Source organism: Myxococcus sp. AM010 (assembly GCF_013372585.1).
GTDB lineage: Bacteria > Myxococcota > Myxococcia > Myxococcales > Myxococcaceae > Myxococcus > Myxococcus vastator.
The window spans coordinates 37794-55189 of the sequence record NZ_JABXEO010000002.1; the positions used below are offsets into that span (position 1 = coordinate 37794).

The following is a 17396-nucleotide window of genomic DNA, read 5'->3' on the forward strand; positions in this document are numbered from 1 at the left end:
CCTAGGCCTCCACCCGGGAAGAGGTGTCCACGCGGGGCGTGCGCGCGGGCTGCTGAGAGAGCGTCCGTGCGGTGGCGGCCACGGCGTAGGCGTTGCGCAGCACCGGCAGCCGGTCTGGATGCTCCGCCAGCACGCGCTCGACGAGCGCCTGCGCGTGAGGCCCCATGGGCAGTCCCTTCAAGGAGGACAGCGCGGTGGTGGGCCACCGGCCCAGGTGGTCCACACGCAGCTTCCAGGCCCGCGAGGCAGCCATGCCGTCCACCGAATCCAGCGCCTCCTTCGTCTGCGGCGCGCCGCGCTCGCGCAGCGCCCAGGCCTCCTCGGTGTCCAGGCCCGTCAGCGAGCGGAGCACCAACTTCAGCGCCTTGCCCGCCAGGGACTCCCGCAGGCCCCGGGCCACCGGCGTGTCCAGGCCCTGGGTGCTGCGCAGCACCGCCAGCCGGTCATGCGGCAGCAGGACTTCGCGCAGCGCATCCGCCCGCGCCCCCGGAACACAGGTGAGGCTGCGCGCCACCTCCGCGAACAGCTTGCGCTGCATGCCCGCCTCGCGCACCACCCAGGACTCCTCGCAGTCCTGGCCCGCGAGCCCCGCGAGCACGTCCGCCAGCCGCCCGTCCCGCATGGCGCGCTCACGCAGGGCCCACGCCGGGGCCGAGCCGTCCTGCTTGAGGCTGGCCAGCACCTCCGTCGGGGCCCGCGCGTACAGCCGCTGACGGAGCATGGCCGCGCGCGAGTCCGTGCGGCCCGTGAGGCTGAAGGCCACCTCCGCGGGCGCCAGGTCCGACAGCAACTCGCGCAGGTCCATGGCCGGCACGTCATCCAGGCCCACCATGCCGCGCGCGGTGAGGCCCGGGAAGCGCTCCGCGAAGGCCAGGCGCTGCTGGTGCGCTGCCAGGCCCGGGATTCCGCTCAACATCCACACCGCGAGCGCCGGTTCGCGCTGCTCCACGGTGTCCAGCGTCTGGAAGAAGCGCTCCTCCAGGTTCTGGAGCGTGGTGGGGCTGGCATGGCGCGGCCGGGCCGGCGCCGGGACGATGCGCTGCACCTGCTGCTCGCGCCCCTCCAGCCGGGCGACGACGGCGTCCACCAGCCGCTGCTCCAGCACGCGCAGGGGGACGTCGTTGTTCTCCAGGATGAGCCACCGCTGCGGGTCCTTGCGCGCCATCTCCAGGAAGGACTCGCGCACGCGCACCGCCAGGCCCGCGCCCACCAGCCCCTTCCGGCTGTCCCCGTCACTGGCGCGCTTGCTCTGGAGCTTGCCCAGGCGCTTGCGCAGCCGGGCGAGGTCCGGATCCACGTCCACCAGGATGACCAGGTCCGGCCACAGCCCCTGCGAGGCCAGCTCGCACGCGGGCCGCAGCTCGTCCATGGGCAGCCCGCGGCCTCCGCCGCTGAGCGCCAGGTGTGAGTACAGGTAGCGGTCGGTGATGCACACCTCGCCCCGGGACAGCGCGGGCGCCACCACTTCATCCAACTGCTGGGCGTCCCGCGCCAGGTTGAGGAAGAACTCCGTGCGTGGAGACATCTCCAGCAGCCGGGAGTCTCGCGTCAGCTCTCGGATGCGCCGCGCCGCGGGCGCCTGCAACTCGCCGCCCTCCCGCGCATGCGCCACCCGGTAGCCCAGCCGCTTCAGCTTCGCGGCCAGCAGGTTGGAGAGCGTCGTCTTGCCGCTTCCGTCAATTCCCTCGAAGTCGATGAACACTGTGCCCTATCCCCCTGCGACGCCATCCGAGGCGAAAGCGTGGACCTTCGCCATTCCCTCTGCGAACTTGCTGTAGGCCGGCGCTCCGCCCGGATTGAGCGACGCCAGCCACTCGGGCAGCTCCTGCCCGAGGTGCTTCACCTCCACCACCACTCGCGGCTCCACCCACTGCGCGGGCTCCAGCCGCTCCACCGACAACGCAAGCTGGGACAGCGCCTGCTCCGGCGCAATCCGGTGGTAGCGAATGTCCCGATCCACCGTCACCCGCCACGCCCGCGACGACTGGTACACGTGGCGCGTGTACGTCACCGCCAGCACCGGGCCGAGGCTGCCTCCGGCGATGAGCGGCAGCAGGCTGGCCCCGCCGCGAAGGACGCGGCCCAGGTCCGAGCGCGGCACCCAGACGCGGCGCTTCTGCGTGAGGCCGCGGCGCTCCCGTTTCACCTCCAGCACCACGCGCGCCTCGCCGTCCGCGCCCAGGTCCGGTGCGTACTCCTTCGTCCGGACCTTGAGACAGTCGTCTGGCGTGAGCAGGGCCCGCGCCGCCAGCGGGCCACCGGGCCGGTCGAAGTAGACGGACACGATGCGCGTGGGAGGCGGCAGGTGCCCCTCCAGCTCCAGCGACAGGCGCGTGCCCAGGGCCGAGGCCGTCTTCTCCTCCAGCACCAGCTTGAATTCCCGCCGGAGCTTGGTGACTTCACCTTCCGCGAACGACAGCATCGTTTGGGTCTCCGTGCTCAGAAGCGTGCGCCGAGTTCGATGGAGTGCTGCAGCCCCGGGAATTCATCGCCGGGGCGCAGCGCGCGCTCCGTCTGGAACTGGGCCCGGAAGCGAGTGCCGAGCAGCACGTTGAAGCCGCCCACCAGCGAATGTCCGTCCCCCCGCACCGTGTCGCCGCGAAGCTGCAGGGCCTCCACGCCCGCGACGGGCTGGATGGCCCATTCGTCGCCCACGTGGATGAGGTACTGGGCCAGCAGCATCTGCGCCGTGAAGGGCCCCAGGGGCAGCCGCCCGGAGATGGCCTCGCCGGTGAAGACGAAGCCCGCAAGCTTCAGCTCCGCGTCCGCGGCCACCGCGTGCTTGCGCGCCAGGTCCATGGCTTCGGAGACGTAGGTGCTCACGCCCACGGTGAGCGGCTTGAAGTTGAAGGGCCGCAGGCTCACGCGCGCGGCGGCGTCCTCCTTCAGCCGCACGCCCGCCTCGTCGATGGCCCCCTGGAAGAAGCCCGCGGAGATTTTGAGCCCCCAGACCTGCTTCAGCCGGACCTCGCCCATCAGCCCCATGCGACGGCCGCCCATCTGATGGGTCTCCGTGATGTACTCCTCCACCAGTCCGCGGGCCTGGATGGGCAGGTCCCACGACGACTCCAGCGAGCGCTGAAGGAAGGGCGTCTTGAACTGGCCGCCGTAGAGGCGGAAGCGCTTGCGGTCATCCGCCAGACGCACGAAGGCGTCCTTGAGCATCTGCGAGTCCGCCAGGTCCGCCGTCACTTCGGCTTCCAGGTTGGCCAGCGACGTGCGCACGCCCACGCGTGCGTCCGCGATGGAGAGGTTGCGCTGGTACTGGGTGCGCTCGTCGGCGCGGGCCCGAGCGGACACGCGTCCGATGACGCGGATGGCCTGCGCCCCGCCCTTGGGCTTGTCGTCAATCGCGTCCGGATTCTCGCCCAGCGAGTCGTCCTGCGGCTGACCGGGCCGCTGCTTTGGCTTGCGCTGGTTCGCGTCCTGCTCGGCCTTCGCCCCGTCATCCGCTCCAGGGAGCGGCTTCACGGAGGGCGGCTGCGCGCCGGGAGACGTCCTCGACGGCGGCGGCAGGGCCTGGGCCATGGCGCCCTCAAGCTGCGCCTGCGTGGCGCCGTCCTCCTCCGGCAGCAACAGCTCCGGAGGCTCCACACCGTCCACCACGCCACCTGAGAGCGGATCATCCTTCACGGTCGCGGCAGCTGCTTCCGTCCGCGGGCCAGGTGTCTTGGCGACAGCCCACGCTGGCATGCCCATCAAGATTGCGACGAGCAGGTTCCGCCTCGTCCGCTCATTCACCCGCCACCCGCCCATGTCCACGCCTCCCCGACCGCCACCGGAGCGCGTCCACTGCAACACGGGTGCCCGTTCGATGAGCGGACGCGGAGGGCTGGGTAGGGTCCGGTTCCGGACGAAAAGCAGGCCTGACGGTGTAGAAAACCCGTGACCAGGCCGTCACGTTGCCGTGACAGGGAACGAAAGTTCCCAATGTCGCGGCAGGCGACCCTGTACGAATGCCCGTCGGTTGGAAGGAGTTACTGGCTGGACGGAGGATCGGCCGGCGGGGTGGGGGGGCTGCCCGCTTCCGGCGTGGAGGGCGCCGCCGGTGGAGGCGGAGTCACCGTTGCCACAGGGGTGGCGCCGGACGACTTCACGCGCCGCAGGACGTTGCGCAGGCCCAGGGCCAGCGCCGTGCCAGCACCCACCAGAATCAATCCCCAGCCCATGCCGCGGGGGAGGGGCGAGCGGGCCACGGAGAAGCGCGCGGTGATCACCTTGAGGTGGGTGCCGCGGTATCGCACCTCCAAATCCCACGGCCCGGGCTCGTCCGGGGTGAACTGGGTGTGCCAGTTGACCCCGTCCCGCGTCAGCGTCTTCGTCTGCTGGGACGGCGACCCGGTGGGGTGGAAGGTGACGGTGAGGGGGCCATCGAATTCGGGGCCCTCGAAGTTGCCTACATGCAACGACACGGAGATGGGCTCACCCTCCGTTGGCATGGCTGGGTGGATGGTCCCCTGGAGCCGCTCCTCCGCGTCGGACCAGCGGAGTTCCAGGACGTCCCCCCGGCGTTCGACGCGAATCTGATCGTTCGCGGGAGCCGCAACCGTGGTAGTTGCAATGAGGAGGCTGGCGAGCAGTACCCACCCGGATTTGAATCCGGGGTGCCTTTGCCTCCGAAGTGGCTGTCCTCTAAGATGCGCTGCCCTGCTGCATTCCACCTGAGCCTGCTCCCCGCCGGCAATGTCCCGGGATGAACCCTCAATCATTCGGGAAATATCAGCTTCTTAAGAAGCTCGCCACGGGCGGCATGGCCGAAGTCTGGCTGGCGCGCCAGACGGGCATTGAGGGGTTCCACAAGAACCTCGTGGTGAAGCGCATCCTCCCGCACCTCGCGGAGGACCGTGAGTTCGTGGAGATGTTCCGGAACGAGGCGCTGATTGCCGCGCGCTTCAATCATCCGAACATCGCCCAGGTCTACGAGTTCGGCGAGGCCAACGGCACCTACTACATCGCCATGGAGTTCATCCACGGCGAGGACCTGGGCCGGGTGATGCGCAAGGCCGCCAGCACGGGCCAGTGGGTGGCCCGGCCGCTGGCCATCCGCATCGTCGCCGCCGCTTGCGAGGGCCTGTTCTACGCCCACAGCCGCACGGATGACGCGGGCCGGCCCCTGCGCGTGGTGCACCGCGACATCTCGCCGCAGAACATCCTGATCAGCTTCGACGGCTCGGTGAAGCTGGTGGACTTCGGCATCGCCAAGGCGGCGGATCAGGCGTCGCTCACGAAGTCGGGCGCCATCAAGGGCAAGTTCGCGTACATGGCGCCGGAGCAGGCCGCCGGCAAGCCGCTGGACGGCCGCGCGGACATCTTCGCCATCGGCCTGGTGCTCTACGAACTGCTCACGGGCGTGCGTCCGTTGAAGCGCGACTCGGAGCTGGCCACGCTGCAGGCCGCCATGGAGTGCGCCATCGCCGCGCCTTCACAGGTGGCGGACGTGCCGGAGGAGATGGACCCGGTGGTGATGCGGGCCATCGCGAAGAACTCGGACGACCGCTACCGGGACGCGCGCCAGTTCCAGATGGCGCTGGAGGAGATTCTCGTCGGGCAGCGCTGGGTGGCCGGCTCGGTGCAGATCTCCGAGCTGATGGAGACGCTCTTCGCCGACCGCCTGGCCGAGGAGAAGGCCCAGGGGCAGGTCGTTCCCGTGGGCGAGGACTCCGCGAACTCCGGCACGCCCATGCCGCCCACGCCGCCGCCGCAGGAGCGTGGCCGCAGCCGCACCTCCGCCGCCGCGGACATGAACTGGGAGGCGCCTCCGGGTGAGGCCTCGGTTCGCGAGCGTCAGCGTGGCGCGTCTTCCCGGACGTCCATGGGGCCTCGGCGCACCTCGGCCGCGGCGCCCGCGGTGGAGCCCGACGAGCAGGGGGAGTGGGAGGCGCCGTCTGGCGTCGATGAGGCCCCTCCGCCGCGCCGGAGCAGGACGTCCGCGGAGCTGCGCCGTCCGTCCAACCCCAACTCCACGCAGATTGCGCGGACGAGCTCCCGTTCGGACCTGAGCCGGACCGGCGTGGGCGAGCCGCCCCCGCCTCGTCGCTCCGCCACGCGCGCCGCGCCCATCGTGGATGATCCAGGGCCGCCGCCTCCGTCCCGCTCGCGCGCGAGCATGGCGGCGGTCGACGAGCGCACCCGGATGGAGGACGAGGAGCTGGACGACGAGCGGACCATGCTCCCTCCGCCGGAGCCCGCGCCGCCGCCCCCTCGCCGCCGGACAGGGATGCAGTCCGGAATCCACCCCTCCGAGGCCCAGCCGCGCCGCCGCACGTCGAGCCGCGCGGAGATGCCGTCGGCCCCGCCGCGTTCGAGGACGTCGAGCGTGGCCCTGGCGCGTTCGCGCGCCGAGGACGCCGAGGTGGACCGGGCGCTGGAGAAGTCCGCGCGGAGCGCTCGCGCGGGTGTGGCCAGGCGCAACATCGCCACGGTCGGGTTCATCGTGGGGCTGGTGGCCGTGGGGTTGGTGTTCCACAAGCCCATCCTCGCGGTGCTCAACAGCCGCGCCTCCGACGGACAGTCGGTGACGCTGTCGGTCAACACCAACGAGAAGGTGAAGGTCTCGGTGCGCCACACCGAGCGCTGCGGCAGCCAGCAGCCGGTGACGGAGCTGGGGGAGACGCCCCTCGTCAATGCGGCGGGCGCCCATCTCCAGGACACGCTCATCCTGGTGAACGAGCAGCAGGGCATCTACAAGGAGGAGGTCGACACGCTCGCCTTCGGTGAGCCCGGTCAGGCCAAGTCCTTCACCTACGAGTTCCGCCGGGGCCAGCTCCAGCTGACGCTGAAGCCGGACGGTCTGCGCGGCATCTCCGTGAAGCGCAATGGCCAGGACCTGGGGCCCTATCTGGGCAACAAGGGCATGAAGCTCGACCTCATGGAGGGCCGCCACAAGCTGGAGCTGCAGGGCGGGCCGCTGAAGGAGCCCTTCATGTTCGAGGTCGACATCAAGCCCGGCCTCATCAACAAGCAGACCGAAGACTTGTCCGCCTTCGTGGGTTAGCGGCGTGCCGCCCCGTCAGTAGCGGGGCAGGCGGGGGTCCACCTGCCGGGAGTACAAGTCAATGCCGCCTCGCAGCGACACCGCGTCGATGCCCAACGACATCAGGTAGGCCGCGCCGTCCAGGCTGCGCACGCCATGGTGGCAGTAGACGACCACGGGCCGGCCGCGCAGGGGCTCCAGCTCCTCCGCGCGTTCCTCCAACTCCGGCAGGGGAATCAGCAGCGAGTCCGGCAGGGCCACCCAGGCATTCTCCGAAGCAAAGCGCACGTCGAGCAGGGCGGGGCGGGACTCCGCGGGGCCGGCGAGCAGCTCGGCGAGGCGGGCGGGGGCAATCTCGGGAATGGGCATGGCGTGTGGGCACCTCAGGCGGGCGTGGGGACGGCGCAGAAACGCTCGTAGTCGATGAGCTCCACCGTCGCGCCCGGCGCGCATACGGGGCATTGCGTGTCCCGGCGCAGCTTGAGCTCCTGGAAGCGGGTGCCCAGCGCGTCGAAGGTGAGCAGCCGTCCCACCAGGGGTTCACCTTGGCCAAGGATGAGCTTGAGCGCCTCGGTGGCCTGGAGCAGGCCAATGAGTCCGGGCAGTACGCCCAGGACGCCGGCCTCCGCGCACGAGGGCGCCAACTCGGGCGGCGGCGGGGCGGGGTAGAGGCAGCGGTAGCAGGGGCCCTGGCCGGGGACGAACGACGTCACCTGACCCTCGAAGCGGAAGATGGAGCCGTGGACGTTGGGCTTGCCGAGCATGACGCACGCGTCGTTGAGCAGGTATCGCGTGGGGAAGTTGTCCCCGCCGTCGAGCACCAGGTCGAAGCGCTCCAGAATCTTCAGCACGTTGTGCGAGGTGAGCCGCTCCTCGAAACCCACCACCTCCACGTCCGGGTTGAGGGCTTCAATCGCGGCCCGGGCGCTGGCCACCTTGGGTTGGCCCTGGCGCTCGCGGGTGTGGATGACCTGCCGCTGGAGGTTGCTCAGGTCGACCACGTCCGAGTCGACGATGCCCAGCGTGCCCACCCCGGCGGCGGCGAGGTACAGCGCCGCCGGCGAGCCCAGTCCGCCGGCGCCCAGCAGCAGGACGCGGGCCTGGAGCAGCTTCGCCTGTCCCGCCTCGCCCACCTCGGGGAGGCTCAGGTGGCGACGGTAACGCTCCTTCTGCTCGGCGGTGAGGACAAAGGGCTTCTCTACCGGGAGGGCGGCGTCACTCCACCGGTTGTAGCCGCCGGCCAGGGAGGCCACCCGCTCGTACCCCAGCTCCTTCAGCGTCTTGGCGGCCAGGGCGGAGCGGGTGCCACCGGCGCAGTAGACGACCAGCTCCTCGTCACGCTGGACCTGACTTTCGACGCGTAGCTCCAGGTAACCCCTTGGAATGTGTAGGGCGCCGGGCAGCCGGCCACCGGCGTATTCGTCCGCCTCCCGGACGTCCAGCAGCCGCACGGAGGCCCGGGCATCCAGCAGCCGCTTCACGTCCTCCACGGAGACCTCGCGAATCTCTTGTTTCACTCCGGCCAGCAGCGTCTGGAAGGTCCGAGCCATGTCGGATGCATATAACCCAGGGGCTGGGCCCATGGCTTTTCCGGGCCCGGGCGTTATAAGTCCTCCAGAGGAGACATGGACATGGACAGCACCCCCACGACTTCCGCCGCCCCCGCCGCCTCGCCGGCTTCCCAGGCCACTCCGGTGGCCGTGCGCCTGACGGACGCCGCCATCCAGCAGGTGAAGAGCGTCATCAAGGCCCAAGGCTTCGAGGGCTACTTCTTCTCCATCCGCGTCGTGCCCGCCGGCTGCAGCGGCCTGGGTTACGACCTGAACCTGGTCAAGGAGTCCAAGGCTGGTGACGCCGTCTGGGAGCAGGACGGCGTGCAGATTGCCTCCGACCCGATGAGCAGCCAGTACCTCGCGGGCACGGAGATTGACTACGTCTCCGCCATCACCGGTTCGGGCTTCAAGTTCAACAACCCGAACGCGAAGTCCTCCTGCGGCTGCGGCACGTCGTTCACGACCTGAGCCGAGCCACCGCGGTAACGCCCCTGACGCGGGAGGGAAGGCCGGGCCGGGGCGGATGCCTCGCCCGGCCTTCGTGCGTCAGGCGCCCGCGATGGGCGTCATCACCTTCAGCCAGGACTGGTTCTCCTTCTGCCGGGCCAGCCGCAGCGTCCGGCGGGCCTGGGCCTCCTGGAAGGCGGCGCGGTCCGCGTCTGTCTCCATCAGCAGGGGCGGCACCGGGACGCGCTTGCCGGCCTTGTCGAGGGCCACGAAGGTCAGCAGCGCGCTGGTGGTGAGGTGTCGCTCGCCGGTGAGCGGGTTCTCCGCGTGCACCGTGACGCCCACCTCCATGGAGGTGCGGAAGGCGGCCAGCACCCTGCCGTGCAGCAGGGCGATCCAACCCACCTTGATGGGGGCGTGGAAGTGCAAATCATCCATGGAGGCCGTCACCACGACCTGCCGGCAGTGGCGCTGCGCGGCCACGGCCCCGCAGACGTCAATCCACTGCATCACCTTGCCGCCGAAGGCGGCATCCAGGTTGTTGGCGTCCGGAGGCAGGATGAGCTGAGTCATCACCACCTCCGTGTCCTTCGGATTCTTCGCGCTCGGGTCGGTCATCTCGCACCTTGGGTTGTCGGACGGAGCCTGCGGCGGGGCCGCGCCGGTTCATCCGGTGGATATCCCAAGCGCTGACGCGATGGGCCAGACAATGTCCGTGCAGGTGACAGACGCGGGTGCGCCGCTCAGGCCAGGAAGGTGGAGACGCGGTCGAGGAACTCCTCGCGCCCCCGGCCGCGCCGGATGTCCTGCTTCGACACGTCGAGGGTGAGGCAGTCCACGCTGTACTTCTCCTGCAGCACCTGGGGGAAGCTGGCGTAGTAGCCGTTGAGGCCCCGGAGGAACTGGTGGCGGATGCCCTTCTCCTCCTCACGGCCTCGGGTGCGGATGCGCTGGAGGAGCACGTCCACGCTGCCGACCTCGAAGCAGATGACCTTGTCGGGCCGGATGATGTGGCGCGACAGCCGCTGGAAGTACTCGTAGTACAGGTCCAGCTCCGCGTCCGTCAGGTGCCCCAGGCCGTGGAGGTACTTGGCGAAGATTTCCGGGTCCTCGTACAGCGTGCGGTCCTGCACGCAGCTGCGACGGTACGAATGGATGAGCTCGTGGTGTTCGACGCGCCGGATGAGGAACTCGAGCTGGAGCGTGAAGGACCAGCGAGTCATGTCCGCGTAGTAGTCACGCAGGAAGCGGTTGTCGATGACGGGCTCGTCGAACAGCTCGTAGCCGAAGGCCTGGCTGATCATCTTCGCCGCCGTCGTCTTGCCCGCGCCGATGTTGCCCGCCAGCGCCACGAAGCGCCGCGCCTTGGGCACCTTGACGCGCATCGTGTTGCGGGAGCGCGGAGGGGCCGAGGGGGCCTCTTCCTGGGCAGGGGCGGCCTGGGCGGGCTTCGAGCGCGTGCGAGCGGGGGTGCGAGGCATGAATCCGGGGCTTAGCCCGGCTTCGAGGGAGCGTCCATGATCTGCCTCAGGACGTCCGGCCGGTCGGTCATGATGCCGCCGACGCCTTCCGTCAGGAGCTGCCGTATCTCCCCTGGGTCATCCACCGTCCAGACGTTGACCCACTTGCCCCGGGCCGCGCACTGCCGGAGGAAGTCCGTGTCCACCAGCCGGACCTCACCGAAGTAGAGCGGCATGTCGAGCACGGTGTAGCGCGGATCCTCCGGCGGCGTATCCCCGCCACGCAGGGCGATGACGAACGCCGCGAGCGCATCGCGGGGATAGAAGTGACAGGCGGAGGGAAGGCGCTCGGCCAGCCGCTCGGCCACGGTGTCCAGCTCACTGCCCATGCACACGCGCTCCAGGGCCCCTTCCTCTTGAAGCACCTGGGCGAAGGTGTCCTCGATGCCAGGGACATCCGGCTTGAGCTCCACGTTGAGGCGCAGGTCGGGGAAGGCGCGCAGCAGTTCGCGGAGGCTGGGGATGCGCACGCCCTGGCCTCGGAACGGGAAGGTGCGGCCTTCATCGGGCGTGAAGTGGAAGCCCGCGTCCAGCCGCTGGAGTTCGGCCAGCGTGAGCGCGGCCAGGGGGCCGGTGCCGTCCGTGCAGCGCTCAAGCGTGGCGTCGTGGGCGACGACAAGCTCCCCATCCCGGGTGAGGTGGACGTCGAGCTCCAGCATTTCCGTGCGGTAGCGCTCCACGGCCTGCCGGAAGGCCGCCAGCGTGTTCTCCGGCGCCACGGCCGCGCCCCCACGATGGGCGATGTGCAGCGTGGGCCGCAGGCCGCGGAGGAAGGGGAGGGGAGAGGATGCCATGCCGCCAGTGTAGCGACTGGCGGCATGGGGCTGGCTAACGGTTGAAGCGGTAGACGAAGATTCGTGGATGCCCATCTTCGGCCGTGGCCTCACACGCGACCCAGGGGATACCGTCCGCGTCCACCTGGAGATTCAGGCTGCCCACGCTCGTGGCGTCCGGCAGAACGTTGCTGGAGCCATGGAGGGCCCTCCATTCGAAGCCTGCCCACTGGCGGACGTGGACGCGGTTCGTCGCGCCGTCGCTCTCTCTCCAGGCCACCATCGGTGTGCCGTCGGGAGCCATAGCCAGGGACGGATGGTCCGCGGGGGTGTTTCCAGGGGTGGCGCTCAAGCCGCTTCCCAGAGAAACCCACTGACTGCCGTCCCATCTTGAGACGTAGACGTTGGCTGCAGTACCCGTTGGCCCGTTCGGGGTTGTCTCTGACCAGACGACCAGCGGATGGCCGTTTCCATCCAGGTTCATGTCCACCTGGCTCGCACTGGTATCGGACGAATGAGTCTTGAGGGCGGAGCCCAGTGGTACCCACTCATTGGACACTCGCCGCCACACGTGAACGCGGCCGTTGATGGGGTGGTTCTGCTCGTTCAGTTCGAACTCGGACCAGGCAATGTAGGGCACGGCGGCGTGGAATCTCAGGGACACGTCGCTGACGCGACCGAGCTCGGCCGTGACTGCCCGGAACGCGCCGCCGACGTTCTCCCACTGCGCACCGTTCTGCCGACGAACGCGGATGCTCGTTGCTCCCTGCTCCGGACCGTCTTGGATGACTGTGAGCCACGGAGACGACTCGGTGCCGAAATGGAGATCTGGCTTGCCCGCCCCGTCCACTGCGTCGCCAACGGACTGCCAATCGCTGGTAACCCAGGCGCGGACATAGGCGGTGCCTCCGCCAATTTCCTCCTCGGTCCAGCTCACGAATGGGGTGCCATCGTGGTTGATGACCGTGGGGGCTGACGGGAACACATCAATGTCATTGGCGCGTACGTTGAGGTCCCCGCCCAGGTTGTTCCAGTTGCCCTCCTGGAAGCTGCGGACTGAAATGCTTGTGGCGTTCCTCCAGGTCAGGAGCGGAGCGGTGCCCGGGGCAAGGTGCAGATGGGGTGAACTCGCCCAGGGAGGGCTGACTCCCGCTGTTGGGCCGACGCTCAGCCATGCCGGAGCGCGCCATGACCACGTCCTGCCTGAGTCCTCAAGCCGGTTGCCGGCCAGATCCGTAATCGAGTCGGCCAGCGCCAACTCGAACTCATGCGGTACGGGACCTGTCTCCGTGGGGATGATGGTCAGGAGGGTCTCATCCTCCGTGAGTTCGACAGTGCGGTCGATGAGGACGCCTCCCAGTCGGAGCCGGACCGATGTTCCGGTCAGCGTCGCGCTCTGCACAGGCTCCGAAATGCGAACGCGAATAGGGCTCCCAGCCGCGACGGCGTCGTCATCTGGGGCGGGCTCCCTGGAGATGATGGTGGGCGGGGTGCGATCCACGACGAACCGCCGTTCATCGCTCGTCGCGATACGCCCCCCCTTCGTGACTCGGGCAACCAGCGTGTGAGTCGTCTCGGGCAGCGAGGTGGTGTCCCAGGTGTACGTGTAGGGAGGCTGCAATGAAGCCAGCAGTTCGTTTCCGACAGAAAGCTCGACTGCGTCGGGTTGCTGCACGCTCGTGCTGATCTGGAGTGTGACGGTGGCTCGAACGTGCGTCGCGCCATCGACGGACGTGAGCGTGACCTCTCCGTCGAGCGGGCCGCCATCGGGCTCAGTGATGTCGCCTGCATCGGGTTGTGCGTCCACGATGTCGGGAACGTTGATGCAGGCAGTGAACAGCGAAGTCAGGGTGACGTAGGGGAAAAGGGCGCGGAGGCTCATGAGGGTGGGCTTCAGCAATCCCCGTTCCCGGCCATTAGACAAGAGCCGACCTGGTGCACCTTTCCCAAATCGGCGACGGGCCATCCAGGTCGGTGGACTGAAGAGCCATCGTAGAGTTGCCTCTTCACGACGCGGCCCGGACGACTTCGTACCTCCTTTGAGGGCAGAAGCCAGGGGGACGTCTTTCTCGGAATCCTGAGAGTGTCGGGCCCGAATCCGGACCCAGTGTGGAATCCGGGACTCACGTGCCTGGAGTTCACCCACGTGTCACCAGTGCCGTGGGTGCCTTCCTTGCCGGCCCCCGTAAGGCGCCGGTATAAGGCCCCATCCTCAGGCCGGCAGGCGTCGGCGTTGCGCGAATCGTGGCGCCGAAATGAATGGAGACTCGAGACATGGAACTGCGCAAAACGCTGGGCGCCGCGGCGCTGATCACCGCAGCGACGATGGCTTCCGTTGCTGGCTGCTCTGGCCGGGAGGATGATGGCGATCCGGATCCGACGTCGGATGCGGGCTGTATCGGTAACTGTGGCGCTGATTCGGGCACCGACGCGGGGACGGACGCGGGTCTGCCTCCCGAGGACGCCGGCCCGCGGATCTGCCCCGAGCCGGTCGAAGGCAAGGGCCCCATCGGACGGCTGCGCGAGAGTGGCACCCGTGGCGAGGCGGTGACGCTGGACGAGGTCATCGTGACGGCCGTCAGCCAGATGACGCGCGGCAACCAAGGCGACTACACTGCACGGTTCTGGGTCGTGGATTCGTGCTTCCCGACCGAGGGTATCTTCGTCGACAAGTTCTACACGGACGAGACCAAGGCATATGGACCCGTCGTGGGCGATGTGCTGCGTGTCCAGGGCTTGTTCCGCACGTTCAATGCCCAGGCGACTGACAATGCCCCCAACATGCGCGAGGCCTATCGTCCGGTCATCAAGAGCGCGTTCCGGCTGGATGTGACGGGCGCGACGGGGAACCTGGTCATCACCAAGAAGGGTTCCGGGGAGCCGCTGCCCGACAACACCGTGCCGGAAGGCTTCGGCGACGCGGAGGGTGGCGTGGCGGTTCCCAATCCGGAGCTTGGCGGTACGCGCGTCCACATTCCGGGCCCGCTGACCATCACGAACGCGACGCCCGCGGCGATGCAGCAGCGCCCGAACGAGCCGGAGAACGACACCTACCTGGGCTTCGAGGTGACGGGTGGCATCCTCGTGGCCAACTACAAGACCTACAACGTAGAGGGGTGCGACGTGCGCGCTGCTGCTGCGGACGGTGGCACGGTGACGTTTGAAAACGGCCTCCGGGGTGTTTGGGACACGTACTCGAACGTGGTATGCACGGATGGCGGCACCACGACGACCAGCGATGGTGGCACGGCCTTCCAGTGCAACCAGTACGCGGACGGCGTCGTCCCCGGCACCACGAACCCGTACACCTACGTCCTGATTCCGACGGACTGCACGACGGACATGGTGGGAACGGTCACTCCGGCGGAAGTGCCGTAACGGTCCGTCTTCCTATCGCTGGTTCGTAACGAGCCGCCCCTCGCCCACCCGGGGAGGGGCGGCTTCTTTTTGGGCCCGGAAGGCGGGGTGGGTGTCCGGAACCCACCGAAGCGGGTCCCTGGCTCCCAGGAGCCGGTGATTGTGGGTAAGCTCCGGAAAAGTCCAGCCCATTCACCTTCAGACAGACGGCTTTTCTTCGTGAGCTCGCCCCAGACGGCCATTCCGTTCGGTAACTACCTGCTGATCAAGCGGCTCGCCGTGGGAGGCATGGCGGAGCTGTTCCTATCCCAGCGACCGCCGGACCCCGAGCTGGTGGTGCTCAAGCGGATCCTCCCCTACCTCTCGGAGGAGCCCGAGTTCGTCCAGATGTTCCTGGACGAGGCGCGCATCGCCGCGCAGCTCCACCACCCCAACATCGTGCAGGTGCACGAACTGGGGAAGGAGGGCGACAACATCTTCATCGCCATGGAGTACGTGGAGGGCGTGGACCTGCGGCGCGTCATGGCCGAGGAGTCCAAGTTCGGCGCCACGGTGCCCTATGGCGTGGCCGCGCGCATCTGCGGGCAGGTGGCCGCCGGCCTGGACTACGCGCACCACAGCCGTGGCGTGGATGGGCGCCCGCTGGAGTTGATCCACCGCGACGTCAGCCCTCAGAACGTGATGATCGGCTACGACGGGCGCGTCAAGCTGGTCGACTTTGGCATCGCCAAGGCGGGCGCGTTCATGGAGCGCAGCAAGCCGGGCGTCATCAAGGGCAAGTTCCTCTACCTGGCGCCGGAGCAGGTGTCGCAGGAGCGGCTGGACCACCGCGCGGACATCTTCGCGCTGGGCACCATGCTGTACGAAATCACCACCGGCCGGCAGCCCTTCGCCAAGCCGACGACGGAAGGCATCCTCTACGCCATCCGCTACGAGGACCCGTCGCCGCCGCACCTGCTGCGCGACGATTACCCGCAGGCGCTCTCGCGCATCGTCATGCGCTGCCTCACCAAGGACCGCGCCCTGCGCTACCAGCGCGCGTCCGAGGTGCACGACGCGCTGGAGGCCTTCCTCGCCTCCGGCACCCTCCGGCAGAGCCTGGACGTGTCGGAGTACATCTGTCGGCTGCTGGGCGAGGAGGAGGAGCGCACCATCCTCCACATCCCCGAGGCCAAGGGCCCCGGCCGGCGTGAAGCCACCGTGCCGCTGCAGGGGGGCCGGCTCTCCCTGGACGCAGAGCCGCCGCGGCGCCCGTCCGTGCTGGAGTCCACAGCCCCCACGCTGTCCTCCACCACACCCGAGTCCGACCTGGCCCCGGTGCCCAGCGCGCAGCTCACGCCTGGCCTCACGGCCCGGCCCACGCCTCGCCGCGCCTCTGGGGACTCGGTGCCGGTGTCCTTCTCCGGCGACGAGCCCGAGCCCGCCACGCAGATGGCGCGCCCTCGCGAGCTGCCTGCCCGCCAGGCGGATGACGACGACGAGGATTCGGAAATGTCCACCGCCGTCGCCACCACGCCCGTGGGTTACCGGGCCGCGGCGCTGGTGGTGGAGGACCTGGACATCGGCGACGGCGAGTCCACCGTGCCGCAGCGGAGTCGCCCCAAGGGCATTCCATCCCGTCCTGCCGCGACCCCGCCGCCGCCGGTTCGCCGCTCCGCGCCGCACATGGCGCCTCCTCCCGCGCGCGTGGCGGAGGCGCCCCGCACCCGTCGCCCGGGCCCGTCTTCTCCCTCTCACGTAGCGGCCTCTCGCAGGCCCCCTCCGCCGGAGGAAGACGCGGCTTCGTCCGTCTCCATCACGCCGGTGCCTCCGCGCCGCGCGTCCTCGCTGGACCTGGAGCTCTCCCAGTCCGTCTCCCTGACCCCCGCCACGGTGAATCAGCGACCACCCCCACCACGGAGCCCGCCGCCGTCCCGAGGCGCCCGGCACGTGGAAGCGGACGACGAGGACTACCAGGACACCGGCCTGAGCCACTCCTCGCTGGAGTACACGGACCCTCGGCCCACGCTCCGGGATGATCCGGAGGATGACGAGTCCACCATGGGCTATCGCGGCGACTCGGGCGAGTTCACAGCCGACACGCGGGCCACGCCGCCCACGCGCAAGCGTCCGGTGGTGCGGGTGGTGGCGTGCGTCGTGGGGCTGCTCGCCCTGGGCATGGGCGTGATGTGGTGGTTCATGGTCGGCGCGCAGGCGGCGTCGGCGAAGCCGCCGCGGGACTTGTCGGTCGGCGCGCTGGATCAGCAGGGGACGGCGTCGCCTGTCGTCCGGCCCGTCACGGGACAGTCGCCGCCTGCCGCCAGGCTCACGAACGCGCCCGCCGTGGCGCAAGACGACGGCCGCCCGGAGGCAACGGCGCCGACTGAACCGACGAAGCCTCCGGAGCCGGGAGCCGCATCGGCCCCAACCGCCGAACCGGATGCGCCGCCCACCGCCGCCGCGGAGCCCACGCAGGTGAGCGTCCGCTTCAATGCACCCGCCCGCACCGTGCTGCGGCGCGAGGGGGGCGAGCGCCTCCCCATCAACACCCTCGTCTCGCTGCCCGCGGGCCCCATCCGGGTGAAGTACCAGTGCCCGGGACGTCGGAAGCCAAAGGGTACAAAACCCTACCTTATAGAGCCGGCGAGCGAGGGACCGCTCGTCCTGCAGATTCCGTGCAAGAGGCGACGCTAGTGACATCGGGCGGTTGACGGGTATGCGGCATCCTCCCCCAGCGGCGGACAAGTGGGACCTGGTGGGCTTGAGTGTCCTTAAGTCGTTGGAATTCCAGGGT

At 69.2% G+C, this 17396-nt stretch carries 14 protein-coding genes; 4 read left to right on the forward strand and 10 right to left on the reverse strand.

Annotated features, from left to right (window positions below):
* Position 1 precedes the first annotated feature (1 nt).
* The 4 genes from tmk to HV826_RS01870 all read right to left on the reverse strand — a co-directional run bounded on the left by tmk (position 2) and on the right by HV826_RS01870 (position 4439).
* Positions 2-1702 (reverse strand): dTMP kinase, encoded by a 1701-nt coding sequence (gene tmk / locus HV826_RS01855; RefSeq protein WP_176415291.1) that lies wholly within the window; start codon positions 1700-1702, stop codon positions 2-4.
* A 6-nt stretch (positions 1703-1708) separates the two neighbouring features.
* Complete coding sequence (locus HV826_RS01860; RefSeq protein WP_176415292.1) at positions 1709-2422, reverse strand: VTC domain-containing protein; 714 nt, start codon at positions 2420-2422, stop codon at positions 1709-1711.
* 17 nt (positions 2423-2439) lie between these two features.
* On the reverse strand, positions 2440-3801 hold the full coding sequence (locus tag HV826_RS01865; RefSeq protein ID WP_176415293.1) for a hypothetical protein: 1362 nt from the start codon (positions 3799-3801) through the stop codon (positions 2440-2442).
* A 176-nt stretch (positions 3802-3977) separates the two neighbouring features.
* Positions 3978-4439: a hypothetical protein gene (locus HV826_RS01870; protein ID WP_176415294.1), complete on the reverse strand. Its 462-nt coding sequence runs from the start codon at positions 4437-4439 to the stop codon at positions 3978-3980.
* Between the two features lie 254 nt (positions 4440-4693).
* Here HV826_RS01870 and HV826_RS01875 point away from each other — a divergent pair, with 254 nt between their 5' ends.
* Positions 4694-6994, forward strand: coding sequence for a serine/threonine-protein kinase (locus HV826_RS01875; RefSeq protein WP_176415295.1), 2301 nt, complete (start codon positions 4694-4696; stop codon positions 6992-6994).
* 15 nt (positions 6995-7009) lie between these two features.
* Here HV826_RS01875 and HV826_RS01880 read toward each other — a convergent pair whose 3' ends face one another.
* The gene (locus HV826_RS01880; RefSeq protein ID WP_176415296.1) at positions 7010-7342 is read right to left on the reverse strand and encodes a rhodanese-like domain-containing protein; all 333 of its coding nucleotides are present in this window, start codon (positions 7340-7342) and stop codon (positions 7010-7012) included.
* Positions 7343-7356: 14 nt separating this feature from the next.
* Positions 7357-8523, reverse strand: coding sequence for a molybdopterin-synthase adenylyltransferase MoeB (moeB, locus tag HV826_RS01885; RefSeq protein ID WP_176415297.1), 1167 nt, complete (start codon positions 8521-8523; stop codon positions 7357-7359).
* 81 nt (positions 8524-8604) lie between these two features.
* On the opposite strand from moeB, the gene HV826_RS01890 reads away from it, so the two are divergent.
* On the forward strand, positions 8605-8994 hold the full coding sequence (locus HV826_RS01890; protein WP_163784835.1) for an iron-sulfur cluster assembly accessory protein: 390 nt from the start codon (positions 8605-8607) through the stop codon (positions 8992-8994).
* A 78-nt stretch (positions 8995-9072) separates the two neighbouring features.
* Here HV826_RS01890 and HV826_RS01895 read toward each other — a convergent pair whose 3' ends face one another.
* From HV826_RS01895 to HV826_RS01910, 4 genes are all read right to left on the reverse strand, one after another.
* Positions 9073-9591: an acyl-CoA thioesterase gene (locus tag HV826_RS01895; protein WP_163784836.1), complete on the reverse strand. Its 519-nt coding sequence runs from the start codon at positions 9589-9591 to the stop codon at positions 9073-9075.
* Between the two features lie 125 nt (positions 9592-9716).
* On the reverse strand, positions 9717-10454 hold the full coding sequence (locus HV826_RS01900) for a deoxynucleoside kinase (protein ID WP_176415298.1): 738 nt from the start codon (positions 10452-10454) through the stop codon (positions 9717-9719).
* A gap of 11 nt (positions 10455-10465) precedes the next feature.
* Positions 10466-11287: a glycerophosphodiester phosphodiesterase gene (locus tag HV826_RS01905; protein ID WP_176415299.1), complete on the reverse strand. Its 822-nt coding sequence runs from the start codon at positions 11285-11287 to the stop codon at positions 10466-10468.
* Between the two features lie 34 nt (positions 11288-11321).
* Complete coding sequence (locus HV826_RS01910) at positions 11322-13148, reverse strand: Ig-like domain-containing protein (protein WP_176415300.1); 1827 nt, start codon at positions 13146-13148, stop codon at positions 11322-11324.
* A gap of 392 nt (positions 13149-13540) precedes the next feature.
* Here HV826_RS01910 and HV826_RS01915 point away from each other — a divergent pair, with 392 nt between their 5' ends.
* Positions 13541-14644: a hypothetical protein gene (locus HV826_RS01915; RefSeq protein WP_255207748.1), complete on the forward strand. Its 1104-nt coding sequence runs from the start codon at positions 13541-13543 to the stop codon at positions 14642-14644.
* A 198-nt stretch (positions 14645-14842) separates the two neighbouring features.
* Entirely contained in the window at positions 14843-17296 is a 2454-nt protein-coding gene (locus HV826_RS01920; protein ID WP_176415302.1) for a serine/threonine protein kinase, read from the forward strand.
* Positions 17297-17396 lie beyond the last annotated feature (100 nt).

What these genes read in the sequence shown, in the direction of transcription:
- HV826_RS01860 (WP_176415292.1), bottom strand. Translation starts at nt 2,422, where the DNA reads ATGCTGTCGTTCGCGGAAGGTGAAGTCACCAAGCTCCGGCGGGAATTC.
- HV826_RS01870 (WP_176415294.1), bottom strand. Translation starts at nt 4,439, where the DNA reads ATGCCAACGGAGGGTGAGCCCATCTCCGTGTCGTTGCATGTAGGCAAC.
- HV826_RS01875 (WP_176415295.1), top strand. Translation starts at nt 4,694, where the DNA reads ATGAACCCTCAATCATTCGGGAAATATCAGCTTCTTAAGAAGCTCGCC.
- HV826_RS01880 (WP_176415296.1), bottom strand. Translation starts at nt 7,342, where the DNA reads ATGCCCATTCCCGAGATTGCCCCCGCCCGCCTCGCCGAGCTGCTCGCC.
- moeB (WP_176415297.1), bottom strand. Translation starts at nt 8,523, where the DNA reads ATGGCTCGGACCTTCCAGACGCTGCTGGCCGGAGTGAAACAAGAGATT.
- HV826_RS01890 (WP_163784835.1), top strand. Translation starts at nt 8,605, where the DNA reads ATGGACAGCACCCCCACGACTTCCGCCGCCCCCGCCGCCTCGCCGGCT.
- HV826_RS01895 (WP_163784836.1), bottom strand. Translation starts at nt 9,591, where the DNA reads ATGACCGACCCGAGCGCGAAGAATCCGAAGGACACGGAGGTGGTGATG.
- HV826_RS01900 (WP_176415298.1), bottom strand. Translation starts at nt 10,454, where the DNA reads ATGCCTCGCACCCCCGCTCGCACGCGCTCGAAGCCCGCCCAGGCCGCC.
- HV826_RS01905 (WP_176415299.1), bottom strand. Translation starts at nt 11,287, where the DNA reads ATGGCATCCTCTCCCCTCCCCTTCCTCCGCGGCCTGCGGCCCACGCTG.
- HV826_RS01910 (WP_176415300.1), bottom strand. Translation starts at nt 13,148, where the DNA reads ATGAGCCTCCGCGCCCTTTTCCCCTACGTCACCCTGACTTCGCTGTTC.
- HV826_RS01915 (WP_255207748.1), top strand. Translation starts at nt 13,541, where the DNA reads ATGGAACTGCGCAAAACGCTGGGCGCCGCGGCGCTGATCACCGCAGCG.